The organism is Amycolatopsis sp. NBC_00438, assembly GCF_036026695.1.
Classification (GTDB): domain Bacteria; phylum Actinomycetota; class Actinomycetes; order Mycobacteriales; family Pseudonocardiaceae; genus Amycolatopsis.
Genome location: NZ_CP107923.1, coordinates 9411802 through 9433518, shown reverse-complemented (window position 1 = coordinate 9433518; position 21717 = coordinate 9411802). Strand labels below are relative to the sequence as shown.

The 21717-nt window shown below is 71.0% G+C and carries 18 protein-coding genes and 1 pseudogene; 8 read left to right on the top strand and 11 right to left on the bottom strand.

What is annotated here, in order from left to right:
• Positions 1-12: 12 nt before the first annotated feature.
• Complete coding sequence (locus OG494_RS43505) at positions 13-873, top strand: immunity 49 family protein (protein WP_328448914.1); 861 nt, start codon at positions 13-15, stop codon at positions 871-873.
• A 19-nt stretch (positions 874-892) separates the two neighbouring features.
• Positions 893-1750, top strand: a complete 858-nt coding sequence (locus OG494_RS43500) for a ferredoxin (RefSeq protein WP_328448913.1) — start codon at positions 893-895, stop codon at positions 1748-1750.
• Positions 1751-1794: 44 nt separating this feature from the next.
• Here OG494_RS43500 and ilvA read toward each other — a convergent pair whose 3' ends face one another.
• Positions 1795-2997, bottom strand: a complete 1203-nt coding sequence (gene ilvA / locus OG494_RS43495) for a threonine ammonia-lyase (protein WP_328448911.1) — start codon at positions 2995-2997, stop codon at positions 1795-1797.
• A 94-nt stretch (positions 2998-3091) separates the two neighbouring features.
• Here ilvA and OG494_RS43490 point away from each other — a divergent pair, with 94 nt between their 5' ends.
• A complete protein-coding gene (locus OG494_RS43490; protein ID WP_328448909.1) occupies positions 3092-3364 on the top strand; it encodes a hypothetical protein in 273 nt (90 codons plus the stop codon).
• A gap of 73 nt (positions 3365-3437) precedes the next feature.
• Here OG494_RS43490 and OG494_RS43485 read toward each other — a convergent pair whose 3' ends face one another.
• From OG494_RS43485 to OG494_RS43460, 6 genes are all read right to left on the bottom strand, one after another.
• On the bottom strand, positions 3438-4595 hold the full coding sequence (locus OG494_RS43485; protein WP_328448907.1) for a cystathionine gamma-synthase: 1158 nt from the start codon (positions 4593-4595) through the stop codon (positions 3438-3440).
• A gap of 53 nt (positions 4596-4648) precedes the next feature.
• Positions 4649-5110 (bottom strand): hypothetical protein, encoded by a 462-nt coding sequence (locus OG494_RS43480; protein WP_328448905.1) that lies wholly within the window; start codon positions 5108-5110, stop codon positions 4649-4651.
• Positions 5111-5146: 36 nt separating this feature from the next.
• On the bottom strand, positions 5147-5539 hold the full coding sequence (locus tag OG494_RS43475) for a hypothetical protein (protein WP_328448903.1): 393 nt from the start codon (positions 5537-5539) through the stop codon (positions 5147-5149).
• Positions 5540-5942: 403 nt separating this feature from the next.
• Positions 5943-7448 carry a hypothetical protein gene (locus OG494_RS43470; RefSeq protein ID WP_328448902.1) on the bottom strand — a complete coding sequence of 502 codons (1506 nt, stop codon included), beginning with the start codon at positions 7446-7448 and terminating at the stop codon, positions 5943-5945.
• Positions 7449-7576: 128 nt separating this feature from the next.
• Complete coding sequence (locus OG494_RS43465) at positions 7577-8947, bottom strand: cystathionine beta-synthase (RefSeq protein ID WP_328448900.1); 1371 nt, start codon at positions 8945-8947, stop codon at positions 7577-7579.
• Positions 8948-9293: 346 nt separating this feature from the next.
• On the bottom strand, positions 9294-10238 hold the full coding sequence (locus tag OG494_RS43460; protein WP_328448898.1) for a pentapeptide repeat-containing protein: 945 nt from the start codon (positions 10236-10238) through the stop codon (positions 9294-9296).
• A 126-nt stretch (positions 10239-10364) separates the two neighbouring features.
• On the opposite strand from OG494_RS43460, the gene OG494_RS43455 reads away from it, so the two are divergent.
• Positions 10365-11585, top strand: coding sequence for an acetyl-CoA C-acetyltransferase (locus OG494_RS43455; RefSeq protein ID WP_328448896.1), 1221 nt, complete (start codon positions 10365-10367; stop codon positions 11583-11585).
• A 158-nt stretch (positions 11586-11743) separates the two neighbouring features.
• Here the strand turns inward: OG494_RS43455 and OG494_RS43450 are convergent, their stop codons facing one another.
• The 4 genes and pseudogenes from OG494_RS43450 to OG494_RS43435 form a co-directional block, all read right to left on the bottom strand.
• Positions 11744-13276 (bottom strand): DHA2 family efflux MFS transporter permease subunit, encoded by a 1533-nt coding sequence (locus OG494_RS43450; protein ID WP_328448894.1) that lies wholly within the window; start codon positions 13274-13276, stop codon positions 11744-11746.
• A gap of 61 nt (positions 13277-13337) precedes the next feature.
• A pseudogene (locus OG494_RS43445) lies at positions 13338-13570 on the bottom strand (YeeE/YedE family protein); the annotation flags it as partial.
• Between the two features lie 182 nt (positions 13571-13752).
• A complete protein-coding gene (locus OG494_RS43440) occupies positions 13753-14544 on the bottom strand; it encodes an LppU/SCO3897 family protein (protein WP_328448892.1) in 792 nt (263 codons plus the stop codon).
• A gap of 167 nt (positions 14545-14711) precedes the next feature.
• On the bottom strand, positions 14712-15545 hold the full coding sequence (locus OG494_RS43435; protein ID WP_328448890.1) for a Bax inhibitor-1/YccA family protein: 834 nt from the start codon (positions 15543-15545) through the stop codon (positions 14712-14714).
• Between the two features lie 333 nt (positions 15546-15878).
• Between OG494_RS43435 and OG494_RS43430 the strand changes: the two genes are divergently transcribed.
• The 4 genes from OG494_RS43430 (at position 15879) to OG494_RS43415 (ending at position 21464) form a co-directional block, all read left to right on the top strand.
• Positions 15879-17342, top strand: coding sequence for a hypothetical protein (locus OG494_RS43430; RefSeq protein WP_328448888.1), 1464 nt, complete (start codon positions 15879-15881; stop codon positions 17340-17342).
• A 4-nt stretch (positions 17343-17346) separates the two neighbouring features.
• A complete protein-coding gene (locus OG494_RS43425) occupies positions 17347-18054 on the top strand; it encodes a class F sortase (protein ID WP_328448886.1) in 708 nt (235 codons plus the stop codon).
• Between the two features lie 105 nt (positions 18055-18159).
• Positions 18160-20151, top strand: coding sequence for an SDR family oxidoreductase (locus OG494_RS43420; RefSeq protein ID WP_328448885.1), 1992 nt, complete (start codon positions 18160-18162; stop codon positions 20149-20151).
• A gap of 116 nt (positions 20152-20267) precedes the next feature.
• Positions 20268-21464 carry a cell division protein DivIVA gene (locus tag OG494_RS43415; protein WP_328448884.1) on the top strand — a complete coding sequence of 399 codons (1197 nt, stop codon included), beginning with the start codon at positions 20268-20270 and terminating at the stop codon, positions 21462-21464.
• The last annotated feature ends 253 nt before the right edge of the window (positions 21465-21717 follow it).

The window sequence follows — 21717 nt, the reverse complement described above, 5'->3', positions numbered from 1 at the left end:
AGTGACGAATCCGTGCGCACTGTTGCCCGGCACGACTTCGACGCGCCGAATGCCGAGAGCGGCGCGAAACGGATTTTCGCGCGCCGGCAGGACGCACGGGAAGACATCGAGACGGACCGGCGCGGACCCGGTTACGCCTTGGACCGGTCATACGACGAGTTCGCCTACCGCTGCGGCGGCGACCCCCGCGCGGCCGAAAACGAAACCTGGCTGGCGCTGACCCGGGCACTGCAGGCCGGCGGCGCGCTGTTCCTGGCCGGGACCCGGCCCGAGGGCGAAGAGGTCGAGTTCCGGTTCGGCGACGAGGTGATCCGCCGCCCGGCGACCGGGCCGACGGTCGACACCGACGCGCCGAACTGGCTGAAGACCGCGTACCTCGCCATCGTGGCCCGCGACCAGCCCCGGCTCGACCTGCTCGCCGACGTCCCGATCGAGCAGCTGCGCGAAGCGGCGCCGGAGTACGACGACTACCTCTTCGACTGGGTGCGGGCGCTGCAGCTCCACATCCGCAACGGCCCGGACCTGATCGACACCGTCCTGGCGGCCATGCGCGGCACCGAGCCGGACGTGCTCCAGCACTCCGTCCCGGAGGCCGTGCTGCAGCTGCACTACCCGCCGATCGAGCTGTTCTACCTCTACACCCAACGCGAAGAAGGCAAGTTCAGCGACTCACTGGTGACGGCTTTGGAGCTGCACAAGCGGTTCTGGACGGCCGACCCCGAGCGGCCGCGCAGCCCGGCGAGCATCGTCGCGCTGGCACCGCTGGCGATGGCCTGCCTCGCCCGCGACGCCGGGATGACGGTCGACGTCGAGTCCGACTACCTGCCGCACCACCTGCTCACCGGCACCCGCGTCGGCGAGATCACGATCTGAGCGGGTCCGGGAGGACGAGATGAGCCAGCCACCGGGGCCGTTGCGGCCGGAGCAGCAGCACGAGCTCGTCCGGCAGATCGGCGCGGTGCTGACGGGTCAGGTGCCGCCGGGCTGGCGGCAGCTGCGGGTCGAGTACCGCGCCGCCGGCCGGCACATCGAGGCCGACCTGCTCGTGACCGCCCCGGACGGGCTGCCCCGGACCCTGCCACCGCACCCGGAAGCGGTGCGGCTGCTCGGCGTCCTGCGGGCGGGCATGTACCAGCCCGGCCACGGCACCTGGCTCGGCGCGGTCCTCGTGTTCGACCCGGGCCGGCCACCCGAGGCCGACTTCGGCCGGCCGGACCTCGAACCGCCGTTCCGGCACCAGCCGCCGCCCATCGGCTTCCAGGACGAGCTGCGGTTCTTCCCGCGCGCCGAAGAACGGATCCCGGGCTGGCTGCGGGACCGGGCGGGCCTGCCCCCGCTGGCCCTGCCGCCGCCCGCGCTGCCCGGCCCGGACGAAAAGGTGCACACGCCCCGCGTCCACGACGGCGTCGACGCGGCGGGCCGGCCGGTGATCCGGCGGCCGCCGCTGGCCCCGGCCGAGATCGAGCGGGTGCTGAGCTACCTGGACACGGCGCCGGTCATCCTGGCGTCCCGCAGTTACGGCGCCGACGCGTTCGCGCCGGACCGGGCCGACGCCGTGCCGATGAACTTCCGCACCGACGGGGCCTGGGCGTGGCCCGGCGCCGTCGCGTACTACCTGCGTGAGCACGGGGTGCCGCCGGATCCGGACCTGATCGCCCACATCCGGGCCCGGCGGTTCACCGCGCCGTCGGAGGTCTCCGCCGAGGCCACGGTCCTGGCGCTCGCGGCCATCACCGGCGAACGGCTGTGACAACCGCGGCTCCGCCACCCGGAAGCCGCTGAGACTTCCGGGGCTCAGACGACCGTGTAACCGGCGTTCGTCAGCGCGATCTCGATGTCCTTGCAGTGGTCGGGCCCGCGGGTCTCCAGCGCCAGCACGACGTCGGCCTCGCCGAGGTCGAGGCTGCCGGAGATCCGGGAGTGCTCGACGTCGAGGACGTTCGCGCCCAGCCCGCTGACGCACGACAGCACCCCCACCAGCGAGCCCGGCCGGTCCGGGACCCGCAGGTGCAGCCGCAGGTAGCGGCCGCCCGCGGTCATGCCGTGCTGGATGATCTGCAGGAGCAGCACCGGGTCGACGTTGCCGCCGGACAGGATGGCCACGACCGGCGGCTCGAACGCGCCGGGGTGCTGCAGCAGCGCGGCGACGGTGGCCGCGCCGGCCGGCTCGACGACCAGCTTGCGCCGTTCCAGGCAGAGCAGCACGGCCCGCGAGAGCGACTGCTCGGACACCGTCACGACGTCGTCGACCAGCGACTCGACGTGGGCGAAGCTGACCAGGCCCGGCTCACCGACCGCGATGCCGTCGGCCATGGTCGACGTCTGGCTCAGCCGGACCGGCGCGCCCGCGGTCAGCGACGGCGGGTACGCGGCGGCCTCCTCGGCCTGGACGCCGATCACCCGGACGTCCGGGCGCACCGACTTCACGGCGGCGGCGACCCCGCCGACCAGCCCGCCGCCGCCGGTGGCGACGAGGATCGTCTTGACCCCGGGCACCTGCTCGAGGATCTCGAGGCCGACGGTGCCCTGGCCGGCGATGACGTCCTGGTGGTCGAAGGGGTGGATGAACACCGCGCCGGTCCGCTCGCCGAACTCGATCGCGGCGGCGAGGGTCTCTTCGAGCAACGCGCCGTGCAGGTGGACGTCGGCGCCGTAACCGCGGGTGGCGGCGAGCTTCGGCAGCGGCGCCCGCAGCGGCATGAAGACCGTCGACTTGGCACCGAGCAGCGACGACGCGAGCGCGACGCCCTGCGCGTGGTTGCCGGCACTGGCCGCGACGACGCCGCGCGCGCGCTCTTCGTCGGTGAGACCGTGGATGCGGGTGTAGGCGCCACGGATCTTGAACGAGCCCGTGCGTTGCAGGTTTTCGCACTTCAGGTGCACCGGACCGCCGTGGAGCCGGCGCAGGTCGCGCGCGTGCTCCATCGGCGTCACCCGGGTCACTCCTTTGAGGAGTTCGCGGGCGGCCTGGATCCGCTCGATGGTGACGAGTTCCATGAGCCGGATGATGCCACTCAGGAGATCCACAGGTTGATCGGACCGGGAGCCGGGTACTCTTGGCGTGTCAACACGCGGTAAACAGGGAGCAACCATGGCACGGGGGAACGACGCGAAGGCCGCTCGACGGGCACGCGCCACCCGCTCCGCCGGGCTGGTCCCCCTCGTGATCGGGCTGGCCTCGGCCGCCGCCCTCACCGGAGCCGCGTACATCACGGTGGACAGCGCTTCGTGCGCGTCGCCGGCCCAGTACATCCGCCACGACAGCCACGTCGAGCTGGTCGGCGGCTGCGTCGACGGCGCGGATCTGCCCGCCGCGGGCACGCCGAAGTCCGGCACCGTGGTGCACGGCAACTACAACCCCTGACCTGCGCGAAAGCCTTAGCGAAACGGGCCCCGGAACCAGTCGGTTCCGGGGCCGTTTTGCTGTCTTCGGGACGTCAGCCCAGCGCGGTCAGCAGGTCCGAGACCAGGTCGGTGCCGTCTTCGATGCCGACCGAGAGGCGCAGCAGGTCCGACGGCACCTGCAGGGTCGAGCCCGCGGTGCTCGCGTGCGTCATCTTGCCCGGGTGCTCGATCAGCGACTCGATGCCGCCGAGCGACTCCGCGAGGATGAACAGCTTGGTGCGGGACGCGACGTCCAGCGCGGCCTGCTCACCGTCGACGTGGCTGAACGAGACCATCCCGCCGAAGCGGCGCATCTGCTTCGCGGCGACCTCGTGTCCGGGGTGCTCCGGCAGGCCCGGGTAGTAGACCTTCGCGACCTTCGGGTGCTTCAGCAGCGCCTGCACGACCAGCTCGGCGTTGTCGCTGTGCCGTTCCATCCGCAGGGCCAGGGTCTTGATGCCGCGCAGGGTCAGCCAGGCGTCGAACGGGCCGGGGACCGCGCCGGCGGCGTTGCGCAGGTAGAAGAACTGCTCGCGCAGCTCGTCTTCGTTGGTGACGATCGCGCCGCCGACGACGTCCGAGTGGCCGCCGAGGTACTTGGTGGTCGAGTGCAGCACGATGTCCGCGCCGAGCGAGAGCGGGTTCTGCAGGTACGGCGTCGCGAAGGTGTTGTCGACGACCAGGCGGGCGCCGGCGTTGTGCGCGACTCCGGCCAGCGCCGCGATGTCGGCGATGCCGAGCATGGGGTTGGTCGGCGACTCGCACCAGATCAGCTTGGTCTCGGGCCGGATCGCGGCGCGCACCTCGTCGAGGTCGCCCAGGTCCGCGACGGTGTGCTCGACGCCCCAGAGGCTGAGCACCTTGTCGATCAGGCGGAAGGTGCCGCCGTACGCGTCGTTCCCGAGCACGAGGTGGTCACCGGGACGCAGAGTGCTGCGCAGCACCACGTCGGACGCGGCCATGCCGGACGCGAAGGCGAGCGCGTGGCGGCCGCCCTCCAGCGAGGCGAGGGCCTCTTCCAGCGCGGTGCGGGTCGGGTTCGCGGTGCGCGAGTACTCGTAGTCGCCCTCGCGGGTGCCGCCGACGCCGTCCTGCGCGTAGGTCGAAGTCTGGTAGATGGGCACGATGACCGCGCCGGTGCGAGGGTCGGGCTTCTGACCGGCGTGGATCGCGCGAGTCTCGAATCCCAATTCGGAGTAGTCGTCCACCATTGCTTCAGCGTACGGCCCGGGCCTGACATTCCCGGCAGGTGGGATGGTTCTCGTCACTCGCGCCCGGGGACCGGGAGCCCGCACCACCGGGCGGTCGGCGCGGCCACGGCGAGGGCCAGCGTCACGACGGCCGGCGGCAGCACCACGAACAGCGCCGCCACCCCGCCGGCCACCAGGTCACCGGGCCCGCCGAGGTCGACGGAGGCCAGCCCGGTCGCCGCCAGCAGCAGCGACGTCAGGGTCGCGACGATCGCTGTCGCGCTGCCCGCGATGCAGCCCACCCGGCCCAGCGGGTCGTGGCGCAGCAGGAGGACGCCGCCGGGCAGCAGGGCCGCCGCGAGGACCAGGTCGACAGCCGCGTGGACGGCCGTGCGGGCCGCGTCGTCCGGGAACCGGACCAGCGCGACGACGTCGAGGAGCAGGCCCACGAGGTAGACCAGCCCGCCGAGCACGGCGAGGCCCGCGGCGGTGCGGGCGGTCCGGCCGCCGGCGGAGGTGAGCGCGGAAAAGAGCACGCGCCGAGGATAGGGCCACGGCGGGTGACGGCGCGATTACCAGCCTTCGGACGTGTACGCGCCCTGGCCGGTGAACACGGGCAGCGTCGGCGTGCGGTAGCGCAGGTACCGGAACGTCGGCGGCAGGAACGCCAGGATCAGCACGAACACCGCGAGCCCGGCGAGGCCGACCCGGTCCACCATGGCGAGGCCGCCGTGGGTGAACATCGCGTCGACGAACCGCGCCAGCGGGACCCCGGCCGACAGCGGCTCGGTCAGCAGAGCGCCGATCGCGAGCAGCGCGCCGAGCCCGAGCAGGATCGCGCCCGCGGTCGCGCGGAACAGCGTCGCCAGCGAGCCGAGCAGCAGCACGAGCCCGGCGAGCAGGAACGCACCGAGGTCCACCAGCACCAGCACGGGCAGCATGCCGAGACTGAATTCGGCGGGCATATCGAGAAAGATCTTGACCGGGACGAATCCCGCGGCAACCGCCGCCGGCAAACCGAGCAATCCGGCGAGAACTGCCGTTACTCCGGACGGCCTAGCGGATGAATACGAATGCGAATGCACTACCGGGTAACCGAGCGGACCGGCCACGACTCCCCCATCGACAGAACACGAACGTCGGCGCTCAGCCTAGTCTGCACCTGGGGAAGTAGTCCGAAAAAATATCGGAATTCGGCCGGACGGCGGAACCCAAGATCATTTTCCTGCGCTAGCGGTAGAAATCCTGTCACGTGATCGCTGCGAGCGATTTACCGACCGCTTGTCCTATTCGGACAATTGCGCGTTCGGCTATAAATGCAGCGTGCCCCGGAGCCGATTGGCTCCGGGGCACGAAAACGGTGTTCACCTACCACTGCTGCGGCGGCTGGCCGAACCCTCCGCTGGGCGGACCCTGCTGCTGCGGCGGCTGACCCCAGCCCTGCGGCGGCTGACCCGGTTGCTGGCCCGGCTGCTGCGGGTAGCCGTGCGGCGGCTGACCCGGCTGGCCGAAACCACCCGGCTGCTGCGGCTGCTGCGGGTACCCGCCACCCGACGGCTGCGGGAACCCGCCGCTGGCCGGGTTGGGGCCGCCCGGCTGACCCTGCTGACCGTGTTGACCCGGCTGGCCGTAGCCCGGGGGCGGGCCGTAACCCTGCGGCGGCTGGCCGAAGCCCTGCGGCGGCGGACCGGGCTGCCCCGGCTGGCCGAACCCGGGCTGCTGCTGCGGGCCACCGAAGCCTTGCGGCGGACCGTCGAAGCCCTGCTGCGGGCCACCGAACCCCTGGGGCGGACCGCCGAAGCCCTGCGGCCCGGCCGGCGCGGCACCGCCGTCACCGAGGCCGACGAACTGCTTGGTCGCCGGGAGGAGGCCCAGCACGCCGATCGCCAGCACGAAGATCCCGGCGACGAGGTAGAGCGCCTGGCCGTTGCCGAACTTGATCGTCGCGCCGTCCGGCACGTCGATGCTCAGCTCGATCATGATCAGGATCGCGAAGATCAGCAGCACGGCGCCGCCACCGACCGCCAGGAACGAGGCGATCTTGTTCTTCAGGAACGTGAACACCGCGGCGCCCAGCGCGGCCAGGCCGCCGATCAGCACCAGGATGTAGTAGATGGTCAACGCGCCGGGCGAGATGTACTGCCCGGCGTCCTTGGCCGCCTGGATCTGCTGATCGGTGACCTTGCCGACGGCGTCGGAGTACGTGGTGAAGTCGCTGTCGAACATGTCGACGAAGAAGAACACCACCGCGAGCAGGCCGAAGATCGCGAGCAGACCGGCCGCGATGTAGCCGAAGAGCGGGTTGCCGCCGCCGGCCGGCGACGCGCCGAACTGCTGCTGCGGCGGACCACCGAAGCCGGGCTGCTGGGGCCCGCCGAAACCGGGAGGACCACCGAAACCCTGCGGCGGCTGGCCCGGCTGGCCGAAGCCGCCCGGCTGCTGCTGCTGCCCGTAACCACCCGGCTGGCCGTACCCACCCTGCTGCTGGCCGAACGCCGCGGCCGGGTTGTCGGCCGCGCTCGGCGGCGGGTTGTACGGGATCGCCGGCGGCGGCTGGGAACCCGGCGGGACCAGCTGCGTGGAGTCCGCGACCGGAGCGTCACCGCCGGCCGGGTTCACCCACTGCGTCGCGTTCGCGTCGACCGGCGGCAGCGCCTGGGTCGCGCCCGCCCCGCCCTCACCCGGCTGGGCGGGCTGGACGACCTGCGTCGGTTCCGGCGTCTCCCCGAACGGGGAACCGCCTTGTGGCTGCACGACCTGCGTCGGCTCCGGACTACCGAACGGGTTGTCCTGCTGCGGCTCGGGGCCACTCGACGGGCCCTGAGGTGGCTGGTTGCCACCCCACGGCTGGTTCGGTGGCTGCGGTGCACTCATGTGGGTCTTGAACCCCCTTGACGAGGACGCGAAAGTGTTCTATTTGCGCCCACGCTATCGGATCACCCGGCAGGGCGCTCGTAACGCCCCTGCCGGGTCCGCCGATTAAGACTCTTCTGGGCTCCTGGTCACCGACCGGCCAGGAAACCCAGCAGGTCGTGCCGCGTGACGACACCGGCAGGCTTGCCGTCGACCAGCACGAGCGCGCCGTCGGCCCCCTCGAGCGCGGTCATCGCAGAACCCACCTGCTCCCCGCCGCCGATCGTCGGCAGCGGCAGGGACATGTGCCGGTCGAGCCGGTCGGCCAGCTGGGCCTTGCCGGTGAACAGCGCTTCGAGCAGGTCGCGCTCGTTGACCGCGCCGACGACCTCGGCGGCCATCACCGGCGGCTCCGCGCTGACCACGGGCATCTGGCTGACGCCGAACTCGGCGAGGATCGCGATGGCCTCGGCGACCGTCTCGTTCGGGTGCGAGTGCACCAGGGCCGGCAGCTGGCCGCTCTTCTTCGTCAGCACGTCCGCGACCGTCGCGCCCGAGGAGTCCGGCGGCAGGAAACCGTAGGAGGACATCCAGGTGTCGTTGAAGACCTTCGTCAGGTAGCCGCGGCCGCCGTCGGGCAGCAGCACGACCACGACGTCGTCCTCGGTGAGGCGTTCGGCGAGCTTCAGCGCGGCCGCGACCGCCATCCCGCACGAGCCGCCGACCAGCAGGCCTTCCTCCAGCGCGAGCCGGCGGGTGACCTGGAACGAGTCGGCGTCGGAGATCGGGATGATCTCGTCGGCGACGCCCCGGTCGTAGGTCTCCGGCCAGAAGTCCTCGCCGACGCCTTCGACCAGGTAGGGGCGGCCGCTGCCGCCGGAGTAGACCGAGCCCTCCGGGTCGGCGCCGACGACCTGCACGGCGCCGTCGCTGACCTCCTTGAGGTACTTGCCGGTGCCGGAGATGGTGCCGCCGGTGCCGACGCCCGCGACGAAGTGGGTGATCTTCCCGTCGGTCTGCTTCCACAGCTCCGGGCCGGTCGAGAGGTAGTGGCTCTCCGGGTTCTGCGGGTTGGCGTACTGGTTGGGCTTCCAGGCGCCGTCGATCTCGCGGACCAGGCGGTCGGAGACGTTGTAGTAGGAGTCCGGGTGCTCGGGCGCGACCGCGGTCGGGCACACCACGACCCGGGCGCCGTACGCCTTGAGCACGTTGCGCTTGTCCTCGCTGACCTTGTCCGGGCAGACGAAGACGCACTGGTAGCCCTTGCGCTGGGCGACCATGGCCAGCCCGACGCCGGTGTTGCCCGACGTCGGCTCCACGATCGTGCCGCCGGGGCGCAGGGCGCCGGACTTCTCGGCCGCTTCGATCATCCGCAGCGCGATCCGGTCCTTGACCGAGCCACCCGGGTTCAGGTACTCGACCTTGGCCAGCACGAGCGGCTTGAGCCCCTTGGTCAACGAGTTCAGCTTGACCAGCGGGGTGTTGCCCACGAGGTCTGCGATGTGCTCTGCGTACTCCACGCCGTCAGCCTAAACGGCCTACCGGTGGCGTTGTCCACTCAGCACGGCGCAAGGCCCGGGCGGACTCCGGGTGCGCGTCGGAAGTGACGGGGCGTTGTGGGCGAGGTCGGGGCCGTTCCGGCGCCGGCGTGTCGCTAAGCCACCAAGCCGCTACCGGTGCCGATTCACAGACCCGAGGGTCGCCGCACGCTGAGCCGTCATCCCGTCCCGGAGGACCCGCCCGGCGCCGTGCGCGCGGTCGCGACCCATCAGAGAAGGCAGGAAGGCCCAGCAAGTGCCTCGATGTTCGGCCATCCGGCTCACCTCCCCCGGTTCCGGAATGACGATGCTCTTTCCGGAACCGATCCTATCGGGTGCCGGCATCCGGCGGTGCGTCCTTTCGAGTCAATCGCGCGCGGTCCGGCCGGTCGGCGATCGGGCGTTCTTCCCAGTCCGGGGGCCAGGTCCTGGCGAAGCCGCGCTGCGCCTCGGCGCCGGCGAGCCGGGCCGCGGTCTTCGTCCCGAAATCGACCGGACCTGCGAAAACAGCACCGTTGAAGGAGTCCCGGTCACCACCGAAAACGGTGCCGCGGAAATCGACGCGATCCTTGAAGTTCGCTTTGTTGAAGTCGGCTTTGGTGCGGAATTCGGTGCCGCGGAAGGACACCAGTTCGAGGAACGTCGTCCCGTAGCAGACGATCGACCGGATCGAACAGTGCGTGAGGTTCAGCCCGACGAGCGTCGCCCCGGAGAAGTCGAGGTCGACGTCCGGCCAGAACCCTTCGTTCGGTTGTTCGACGGACCCGGCGCGCAGGTGCAGCTGCAGGATGCGCTGCGCGGTCTTGCGGACCTGCAGCTCCTCGGCGTTCTTCGCGGTGTGCTTGAACGGCATCCGCAGGTACGCGCAGAGCACGTTGACGATGGTCTGCCGGTGCGGCGCGTACCCGCCGGCGAGCCGTTCGAGCGCGTACAGCCCGGCGAGCCGGACCGGCGCCTTCTCGCTGCCGAGCTGGTCGGCGGCCTTGCTGTACATCTCGGTGACCCGGCGTTCGGTGGCGTCGTGGTCCTTCTGCACCAGGTCCAGCTCGGCGGAGCGCTGCCGCCGGGCGGCCAGCAGCAGCGCGGCCGCGCCCCCGGTGCCGACGACGATGTTGGCCGCGGTCCGCAGCGCGTCCAGCCGGGCGGAGTCCTCGGGCCGGCCCCCGCCGAGCAACGACAGCAACAGCGTCGCCGCCAGCCCGGCGAGCAGCAGCAGGCCCGCGCCCCAGAGCAGGATCGTCCTCGTACCCAGCACCCGCGCCTCGGTCCCCACCCGGGTGATCCTGCCAGCCCGGCTGTTGCCTTGGTCGCGTTCGGCTTTGTCCCGGGCGTGGTTCACGGCACTATGGTGAGCAACCGCTTAGCACGCTTAGCTCGCGATACGAGGATGTGTCACGTCATGCCTGAAGCCGTCATCGTCTCCACCGCGCGCTCGCCGATCGGGCGCGCCAACAAGGGTTCGCTGGTCAGCATGCGCCCCGACGACCTGACCGTGCAGATGATCCAGGCGGCACTGGCCAAGGTGCCGCAGCTCGACCCCACCGACATCGACGACCTGATGCTGGGCTGCGGCCTGCCGGGCGGCGAGTCCGGGTTCAACATGGGCCGCGCGGTCGCCGTCGAGCTCGGCTACGACCACCTGCCCGGCTGCACCATCACGCGCTACTGCTCGTCCAGCTTGCAGACCACCCGGATGGCGTTCCACGCGATCAAGGCCGGCGAGGGCGACGTCTTCATCTCGGCCGGCGTCGAGACGGTGTCGCGCTTCGGCAAGGGCAGCTCCGACTCGTGGCCGGACACGCACAACCCGCTGTTCGCCGACGCCGAGACGCGGACCAAGACGACCGCGGAGTCCGGCACGGACACCTGGACCGACCCGCGCACCGAGGGCAATGTCCCCGACGTCTACATCGCGATGGGCCAGACCGCGGAGAACCTGGCGCGGCAGAAGGGCGTCACGCGCGAGGACATGGACGAGTTCGGCGTCCGCTCGCAGAACCTGGCCGAGAAGGCCATCGCGGACGGCTTCTGGGCCAAGGACATCACCCCGGTGACGCTCCCGGACGGCACGGTCGTCTCGAAGGACGACGGCCCCCGCGCGGGCGTCACGGTCGAGGGCGTCTCGGGGCTGAAGCCGGTGTTCCGCCCGGACGGCCGTGTCACGGCGGGCAACTGCTGCGCGCTGAACGACGGCGCGGCCGCGCTGGTCGTCATGTCCGACACGAAGGCCCGCGAGCTGGGCCTGACGCCGCTGGCGCGGATCGTGTCGACGGGCGTGACGGGCCTGTCGCCGGAGATCATGGGCTACGGCCCGGTCGAGGCGTCCAAGCAGGCGCTGTCGCGCGCCGGCCTGTCGATCGGCGACATCGACCTGGTCGAGATCAACGAGGCGTTCGCCGCGCAGGTCATCCCGTCGTACCGCGACCTGGGCATCGACCTGGACCGCCTGAACGTCAACGGCGGCGCGATCGCGGTCGGCCACCCGTTCGGCATGACGGGCGCGCGCATCACGTCGACGCTGATCAACTCCCTGCAGCACCACGACAAGCAGTTCGGCCTGGAGACGATGTGCGTCGGCGGCGGGCAGGGTATGGCGCTGATCATCGAGCGCCTTTCCTGAGTCGTTGACGCCCGAAGGCCACCACCGGAAGTCCCGGTGGTGGCCTTCGGTGCGTACTCAGCCGGTCGGGTCACGTACCCGGAGGGTCGGCTCGCGTACCCGGAGGGTCGGCTCGCGTGATTGGGCGCGTCACTCGCGTGATTGAGCGCGTATCTCGGTCAGTGGAGCATCACCGGTGGGGTGAGTTCCTCGCCTTCCGGCACCGCCGGGGTGGCCGGGCGGGACTTCGGGAGGAAGAGGGCCGGGATCACGCAGAGGGCCACCAGGACCAGGGACCAGACGAACGTCGTCGAGAAGGCGTCCGCCGCCAGGCCCGTCGCCGCGTCGTGGGACGCCGGGTTCATGATCGCCGCGGTGGCCGCCAGCTGGCCTTGGGCCGTCGGGACGCCGAACTTGTCCGCCAGCAGGGCCGCCAGGATCGTCGCCATCACCGCCGAGCCGATCGCGCCCGCGGTCTGCTGGACGATGTTCGTCGCCGTGGACGCGCGGGCCATGTCCTTGGGCTGCAACGTCTGCAGCGCGGACGTCGTGATCGGCATCATCGTGCAGCCCATGCCCAGGCCCATCACGAACAGCGCCGACAGCAGCACCCAGTACGGCGTGGTCGCGGTGACCTGGGTCAGCATCGCCATCGAGCCGACCAGCAGCACCATGCCCGGCAGCACGATCTTCCGCGCGCCGACCTTGTCGGCCAGCCGCCCGGTGATCGGCATCATGATCATCGCGCCGAAGCCCTGCGGGGCCAGCAGCAGCCCGGCGTGCAGCGTGGTTTCGCCGCGCACCAGCAGGAAGTACGTCGGCAGCAGCATCATCCCGCCGAGGAACGCGACGAAGAACAGCGACATCGTCACCATCGCGATCGTGAACGCGCGGTTCTTGAACAGCCGCAGGTCCACCAGCGGGTTCGGCACCTTCAGCGCACGCAGCACGAACGCGACCAGCAGCGCCAGCCCGCCCAGCGCCGGCAGCCACACCTCGACGGCGCCGACCCCGCCCGCGGACGGGATCTTCGAGACGCCGAAGATCAACGCGGCCAGGCCCGGCGAAACCATCAGCATGCCCACGAAGTCGAAGCGGCCGGCCGGCTCCGGGGCGTCCTTCGGCAGCAGCCGCCACGACAGCAGCAGCGTGACGAGCCCGATCGGCACGTTGATGAAGAAGATCCAGCGCCAGCTCACCGCGTCGACCAGCCAGCCGCCGAGGATCGGGCCGCCGATCGGGCCCAGCAGCATCGGCACGCCCAGCACCGCCATCACGCGCCCGATCCGCTGCGGGCCCGCCGCGCGGGTCAGGATCGTCATCCCGCACGGCATCAGCATGCCGCCGCCGAAGCCCTGCAGGACGCGGAATCCGATCAGCGTTTCGATGTTCCACGCGACGCCCGCGAGCATCGACCCGGCCAGGAACAGCACGATCGCGACCATGTAGAGCCGCTTGGTGCCGAAGCGGTCGGACGCCCAGCCCGTGACCGGGATCACCGTGGCGAGCGCGAGCAGGTAGCCGGTGGCGACCCACTGGATGACGTCGAACGACGTCGAGAACTCGATCGTGAGCTTCTGCAGCGCGACGTTGACGACCGTGGTGTCCAGGATCGCCATGATGGCGCCGAGCACCACCACGGACGCGACCTTCAGCACCCCCGCGTCGAGCGCGTCACCCTGCGGCGCGGACGCCGTACTTTGCGTTGACATAAGGAAGAAATCCCCCAGGTAGTGGTTACGCCGCGAGGGTACCGGGGGACACCGACAAAAACCCGGGGCCGTCGCCGACGGCGATCAGCTGCCGCCACGCCGACGTGAAGCCGAAGCGCGAGTGGAACAGCGCGAGCCCGAGGCCCAGGCCGAGCAGCAGCAGGACGCCGGACTTGGCGCCGTAGGCCGGCGGGCCGACGCGGACGGGTTCTTCCGTCCGCGGCACGGGAGCGACGCAGGAGGTGGGGAACTCGAGGAACTTCTTGTCACCGAAGGGGATTCGGTCGTCGCCACCAGTACTCCAGGCCCGGGTCGGCGGAGCAGGACGAGCAAAGTTCGGGCGGCCGACGGGTCCGTCGCAGCCCGTCGCACAGTGTCGGACGAACGCCCTGTGGGACGAATGAACACCGCGGCTACCCCGAACGCCGCGAAGGCCCCTTCGCCGCGGCGGAGGGGCCTTCATCGGTCTTGCGGTGCTACTCGTTCGTCTTGACGCACATCGTCGTCGCCGGCTCCGGGTACACCGCGACGCGCGTGGCGTCGGTCCCTTCGCAGACGTTCTGGTCGGCCTGACCGCTGACGACCTTGACGAGCTCGCCGTCCTTCGACGGGTCGGAGCACGGAACCTTCTTGTAGCCCTGCGTCTTCGAGGTGAAGTTCGTCAGGCAGTCGCCCTGCTTGGCGTTGATCATCAGGCACAGCTTGTAGGAGCTGCGGCCGCTGACCGTGTAGGTGTCGTACGCCGCGTCGGCGCCGCCGGGGCAGGCGTCACTGGAGCTGTCCAGCTTCTTGGCGATCTTCACGTTCGCGTTCGGGTCGGCGCAGTCGGCCTTGACCGGGTCGTCGCCACCGCTGGTGAACTCGGTGATCGTCAGGCAGTCACCGGCGTTCGAGCTGGCCGGCGACTTGGCGAAGTTGATGATCGCCAGGGTGCCGCCGACGACCACGATCACCGCGACGATGGCGAGGCGGATCCAGAGGGCCTTCGACTTCTTCGGCGGGACCGGCGGCGCGGGCGGGTAGCCGGGCTGGCCGGGCGGCGGGCCGAACTGACCCGGCTGTCCGGGCGGCGGGCCGTACTGGCCGGGCTGGCCCTGGACCGGCTGGCCCTGGGGCGGCGTGCCGTACTGCGGCTGCGGCTGGCCCTGCGGCGGCGTGCCGTACTGCGGCTGGCCGTACTGCTGCTGCTGGCCGCCGGGCGGCGGCCCGTAGGGATCGGGCTGACCCACCGGCTGCTGGCCCCCGGGGGCCGGAGGGGGAACGCTCACTGTGAACCTCACACATGTGAAATAAGAGAACCGACCGGCACATCAAACACGCAGTGTGATCAGCGGCCGCAGCGGGGTCCGCGAAAGAGTCAATTACCGACAGAAAAGGCGCCCCGTTGATTACGGAGCGCCTTCACTGTGTGAGCGGTCGAGGACTGTGAGCCAGATTACTCGCGGAGGTAGGACAGCAGCCGCAGGATCTCCAGGTACAGCCAGACCAGGGTGGTCATCAGGCCGAAGGCGACGTACCAGGCCCACTTCGAGGGCATGCCCTCGCGGATCATCCGGTCCGCCTGGTCGAAGTCGAGCAGGAAGCTGAAGGCCGCGATGCCGATGCAGACGATGCTGAAGATGATGGCGATCGGGCCGCCGTCACGCAGGGGGTTGAAGCCGAAGGCCAGCGCACTGATCAGGTTGAACAGCATCAGGATCGCGACACCGACGACGGCACCGACGATCCACTTGGTCAGCTTCGGCGTCACCTTGACGGCACCGGTCTTGTAGACCACGAGCATGCCGATGAAGACACCCATGGTGCCGATGATCGCCTGCAGCGCGATACCCGGGTAGATCACTTCGAACACGCCGCTCAGCGCGCCGAGGAAGAGCCCTTCGGCGGCCGAGTAGACGAGCGTCAGCGGCGCGCTCGCCTTCTGTTTGAAAATGATCACCAGCGAGATGACGAGCCCGACGACCAGGCCGCCGAGCATCGCGCCGATGAGCGCCCCGGACAGCCGGCCGGTCTCGGCCAGCTGGTTCTGCGCCCAGATCGCCGTGACGATCCCGACGAGCAGGGTGACGCCGAGGCTCATGCCCGTCTTGACGACGACGTCGTCGACGGTCATCGGGCGGTCGCCCTCGCCGGAGGAGACCTGTCCCGGGCCGTACCCGGGCACGCCACCCTGGGGCTGGTTGAAGCCCACCGGGGGGCCGTACTGACCGTAAGTCTGAGTTCCGCCCTTGGGCAGGTTGCGGAACGCCGGGTTGCTACTGGAACGCACCTGATCCTCCTGGATCTGCTGCTTTGTCAATCAAGCTGCGTGAATCAACGCTGCATCGGGTCCAACGACCGCCGGGGACGCGCGGTTCCCGTCGAGTAAAGACGACTTTACTTGACGCCTGGTCAGCGGTCCTCGCGCACACCGTATGCGACGGACGTCACGACCGTTCGCCGACAGGCACCCGATGGACGCTAGACATCCCCAACCCGTTCGAGCGACCCTCACTTGGCGTGTCCGGATCTTCACCGAAAGCGCATCTGGGACTTGATCAAACGTGTGACCTGCGACGACACCCCGACGTCGGCGCGGGACCGTCGAAGGAGTCGAAACACCATGGGGTGGTCTGCACGCCCGCACGCGGGTCGACGCGCGCTCACCGGCCTGGTCGCGGCCGCGCTGCTCGGCACCCTCTCGGTGACGGTCGGGGCCCCGGCGGCGTCGGCGGCGTCCCAGGAGGGCATCGGCTACGAGGTCAAGCCCGGGCAGCCGATGAAACCGACCCCGAGCCGCAACTGGCTGGGCTCCTACATCGTCGGCGGGCAGCAGGTGTTCTGCGTGAGCTTCCAGCTCAAGGCCCCGAACACCGACGAGGAGTACCAGCCCGGTGACGAGCTGCTGACGAAGTGGGGCACGAAGCTGCCCGCGGACCAGGCGGCGAACATCTCCTACCTCCTGCTGCGCTACGGCGACACGAAGAAGCCCGAGGAAGCCGCCGCGCTCGCGCACCTGCTGCACTCCTGGACGGCCGCGCCGCGCACGCCCGCCGACCTCGACGCCGGGCTGACCGCCGACAAGATCGGTTACGACGCGGACTTCCACCTGGCCAAGCTGCCCGCGGACGCGAAGGCCGCCGTGGCCCGGCTGACGACCGAGGCCGGGACCAACCGCGGCCCCTGGACCGCGTCGGTCACGACGCCGAAGGACGACCAGCACGTCGGCACGGCCGCCGAGTGGACCGTGACGGTCAAGAACGCCAAGGGCAAGGGCGTCGCCGACGTCCCGGTGAAGCTGACGGCGACCGCCGCGACGCTCGGCGAGGAGAAGACCGCCACAACCGGCGCGGGCAACTCGAGCCCGCAGGCCGCGGCCAAGGACGTCACGCTCAAGACCGGCGCGGACGGCACGGTGAAGGTCTCGCTGACGCCGACCGGGGACAAGCCGGCGCTGGCCGCGTCGCTCACCGCCCCCGCCGACCGGCCGTACGTGCGGGCGCCGGTGAACACCGGGGTCCAGCGGGTCGTCTCGACCGGCGGCGAGAAGGAACTGACCGCCCAGGGCGTCGTCTCCGTCGCGAAGCCGGGCGTGGTGCAGGTGACCAAGGTGGACGCGAACAGCGGCAAGGGTGTCGGCGGCGCGGTCCTGCGGATCACCGGCACGGACCGGACGTCGGCCGCGCTCGGCCAGGACGGCAAGCCGCTGAACGGCGCCGACGGCAAGCCCGCCGTCGTCACCACCGACGGGAAGACCGGCGGGGTCACCGTCGAGAACCTCCGGGCGCCGCAGGACATCTGCGTCGTCGAGGTCAGCCCGCCGCCGGGCTACACGAACGCGTACGACCCGGGGAACCCGCCGTCGGCCTGCGGGAAGATCGAGCCGGGCAAGACCCTCGCGCTGACCGTGTCGAACAAGCCGAACGAGGTCCCGCACGCCATCCCGGCGGGCGACCGGCCGGTCACGCTGGCCCACGGCACGGTCGAGACGGACTACTCGGCGCTGGGCGTCGCCGGGCTCGGCCTGCTCGCCCTGCTGGGTTCCGCGCTGGTCGGCTTCGCCGCTCGGCGGGCGTCGCGCGGGTAACGGGATGGCAGGCAAAGCCCGGCTGCTGGCCGGTTTCACCGCGGGCGTCGTGACCGTGCTGGCGGTCCAGGTCGCCACCGGCGTGGTCGACGTGCCGCCGGCGACGACCGTCGTCGCGGGGTCGGCGCTGCCCGCCCCCGCGGCCGGGCGGTCGCCGGGCGGGGCGCCTTCGTCGACGCCGGCCACGACCTCCACGCCTCCTCCCGCGCAGCCACTACCGCCGTCCACGACCGCGGCGGCTCCGGCGGCGGAGACCCCGCGGGTGCCCGCGCCGCAGGAACCCGGCACCGTCCGGCTGCCCGGCGGCGGCACGGCGACGCTGGTGCGCAAGGAACTCGGTCCGGGCGCCGAGCTGCCGATCCCCGCCGACCTCGGCCAGGCGACCTGGTGGGGCGCCGAGCTGGACGCGGCGGGCGGAGCGAGCGTGTTCGCCGGCCACGTGAACTGGCGCGGCGCGACCGGGCCGTTCGCGGAGCTGTGGACCGACCGCATCGGCGGCCAGGTGTCCATTGTGGACAGCGCGGGCAAGACCTGGCGCTACACCGTCTCCCAGCTGGTCACCGTGCACAAGAACGACCTGGCCGCCCGCGCCGACGAGCTGTTCGGCCAGTCCGGCCCGCACCGGGTCGTCCTGGTGACCTGCGGCGGCCGCTGGGTCGGCGGTTCGGACGGTTACGAGGAGAACCGCGTCGTCATCGCGGACCCGGCCTAAGTTACTCGTGGGTAACATCACGTGGTGCCACGGTGGTCAGTGACGCCCGGATGCAGCACAATGCCCAGGGTCAGGCTGTGCGGGGCGAGAGGTGAGGCGACGACGATGGCGACGTTCTTGGTGACCGGGGCGACCGGACTGATCGGGCGCCAGTTCACCCGGCTGCTGCTCTCCCGCCCCGACGACGACCGCGTGGCGCTGGTCGTGCGCGCCTCGTCGCGGGCCAAGCTGGCCGCGCTCGTCGACCAGTGGCCGCACTCCGACCGCGTCACGCTGATCACCGGCGACCTCGGCGAGCCGCTGCTCGGGGTCTCCGGAACGGACCGCGACGAGCTGCGCGGGCACGTCGACCACGTCGTGCACCTGGCCGCGCTCTACGACCTCACCGCCGACGACGAAGCCAGCGTCAAGGCCAATGTGGACGGCACGCGAGCCGTCGTCGACCTCGCCGCGGACCTGCGCGCCGGCTGCCTGAACCACGTCTCGTCGGTGGCCGTCGCGGGTGATCACGACGGCGTCTTCACCGAGGAGATGTTCGACGCCGGCCAGCGGCTGGTCACGCCGTACCACCGGACCAAGTTCGAGGCCGAGAAGATCGTCCGCGAGCAGGACAGCGTGCCGTGGCGGGTGTACCGGCCCGCCGTCGTCGTCGGGGACTCCGTCACCGGCGAGATGGACAAGGTCGACGGCCCCTACTACCTCTTCCCCGCGATCAGCCGCCTCGCCGGGCTGCCGGACCTGCCGATCGTCGGGCCCGACCTCGGCGACACCAACGTCGTGCCGGTCGACTACGTCGCCAAGGCGCTGCTGGAGCTGGTGACCAAGCCCGGCCTCGACGGCCAGGCCTTCCACCTGGTCAACGCCGAGCCGCAGCCGGTCGTCTCGGTCTACAACGCCTTCGCGAAGGCCGCGGGCGCCCCGACCATCACCGTGCAGCTCAACGAGCGGTTCTCGAAGGGCATCGTCGGGCTGGTCAAGCTGTCCGAGCACATCCCCGGTTTCACCATCGCGCGCGACGCCGTCCTCGAGCGCCTCGGCATCCCGCCGGTGCTGCTGGAGACGATGGCGTTCCCGTCGGTGTTCTCCTCGACCGCTACGCGCAAGGCCCTCGCCGGCAGCGTCGAGGTGCCGCCGCTGGAGGACTACGCGGCGACGCTGTGGCGCTACTGGCGCGAGCACCTCGACCCGTTCCGCGCGCGCAAGCACGGGCCGCGCGGCGAGCTGGACGGCCGGCGCGTGATCATCACCGGTGCGTCGTCGGGCATCGGCCGCGCGACGGCGTTGAAGGTCGCCGCCGCCGGCGGAGTGCCGCTGCTCGTGGCGCGGCGCCAGCACGAGCTCGAAGAGGTGCGCGACGAGATCATCGCCGCTGGCGGCACGGCGTCGGTCTACCCGGCCGACCTGACCGACGAGGACTCGGTGCACAAGGCCGTCGACGCGATGCTCGCCGAGCACGGCCGGATCGACATGCTGGTCAACAACGCCGGCCGGTCGATCCGCCGGTCGATCAAGCTGTCCTACGACCGGATGCACGACTACGAGCGCGCGATGGCGATCAACTACTTCGGCGCGGTCCGGCTGATCCTCGCGGTGCTGCCGCACATGTCCGAGCGGAAGTTCGGGCACATCGTGAACGTCTCGTCGATCGGCGTCCAGGGCATCGCGCCGCGCTTCTCGGCGTACGCGGCGTCGAAGGCGGCGCTCGACTACTTCTCGCGCATCGCGGCGACCGAGACGCACGGCGACGGGATCACGTTCACCACCATCCACATGCCGCTCGTGCGGACGCCGATGATCCGGCCGACGAAGATCTACGACGCGTTCCCGACGAAGTCGCCGGAACAGGCCGCGGACATGGTGATGAAGGCGCTGCTCGAGCGTCCGAAGCACATCGGGACACCCGCCGGGCAGGCGATCGGGCTGGCCTACACGCTCACGCCGGGCCTCACCGACGCCGTCGCGTACCAGGGTTTCCGGATCTTCCCGGATTCGACCGCCGCGGGCGGTTCGGGCCAGCTCAAGATCGGACGTGGCGAGAAACACCTCTCGCGCGCGGCGATGGCGCTGGCCCGGCTCTCGCGCGGCTTTCACTGGTGACTCTGCGTTTTCCGGGTGCGGCCATTCCGGCGACGCGCCGCTGAGGCCACGACACGTGTTGGTGATTTGTTAAGCCGGACGGCGGATGCGCTCGGTGCCCGGGTACGGTCGGGCCCATGGTTCCTGAGCGCGACAATGCCGCGAGCGCCCTCAACGGCCTGCTCCCCCTCCGTCGTGAGTACACCCAGGCCTGGCACGGCTTCGACCGCAACGAGGTGCGCCAGTACCTCGATCACGTCGAGGCGCAGCTGCGCCGGGTCGTCAGCGACCGCGACGCCGCGGTGGCGCAGACCGCCGCGGTGGCGCGCGAGCTGGAGTCCGTCCGCGGGCAGGTCGCGCAGCTGGAAGCGCGCGTCGAGGAGCTGAAGAAACCGCCGGAGCGGCTCGAGGACCTCGACGAGCGGATGCAGCGGACGGTGACGCTCGCGCAGGCCCGCGCGGACGAGATCGTCAAGCGCGCCGAAGCCGCCGCGGAGAAGACGTGGGCGGGCTCGACCGAGGCGTCGACGAAGCTGCGCGAGCGCTACACGCGGCTCGTCACGGAACTGGACAAGCAGGCCGACCTGCTCCATTCGGAGCACGAGAACGCGCTTTCCGAGACGCGCGCGGAAGTGCAGCGGCTCACCGTCGAGGCGGCCCAGCGGCGGGAACTGCTCGACAACGAGGCGGAGCGCAAGCGCCGGAAGCTCGAGCGCGAGTTCGAGGCGTCCCAGACGGCCCAGAAGGCGGCGCTGGAGAAGCACGTCGCCGACCAGCGCACAGCGAGCAAGAACCAGGCCGAGCGCCGGCTCGCGGAGGCGACGGCCGAGGCGAAGCGCCGGCTCGACGAGGCCACCGCCGAGGCCAAGCGCCGTCTCGACGAGGCGACGACCCAGGCGGCCCAGCGCACGACAGCGGCGAACCGCAAGGTCGAGCGGCTGGCGGAGATCCGCGAGCAGGCGCGCAAGAGCCTGGCGGCGGCGGAGGACATCCTCAACCGCAGCGAGACGCAGCTGGCGACGCTGCCGGAGGAAGCGGTGATCCCCCAGGCGTCGAAGCTGGTCGGCGGCGACGAGCGCGGCGAGTCCCCGACGACCCCGGCCGCGCCGGTGGTCCCGGTGGTCCAGCCGTCGACCCCGGCCAAGCCGTCGGGCGCGACGAAGGCTCCGGTGCCCGTGAAGCAGGCGCCTCCGGTGAAGCAGGCTCCGGCGGCGGCGAAGCCGGGCAACAACGCCCCGGCGAAGCAGCACGGCCCGGCGACCAAGCCGGTGAACGGGAATGGGAACGGCGCCGCGAAGCCGCTGACGCCCGCGGCGGGCAAGCCCAGCTCCTGAAGTCTTGAAGTGCCGTGAAGGCCGCGCTGCCGAGGTTCGGTGGCGCGGCCTTTCGGCTGTGCGGGCCCGGTCGTTGGCGGTCTTTCGCCTCAACTGCCCCGGGCGGTAGCGCAGGATTCCGGCTAAGCGGCTCTTGCCGGTGTGTCGGCCTTCGGCCTGAGCGGGTCCGGGGCAGGTCAGCGGTGCCTTCCTGCCTGAGCAGCCCCCGATTCCACGCTAGCCGCAGGCGCCGACAGTTCCGGCTTTCCGCGCG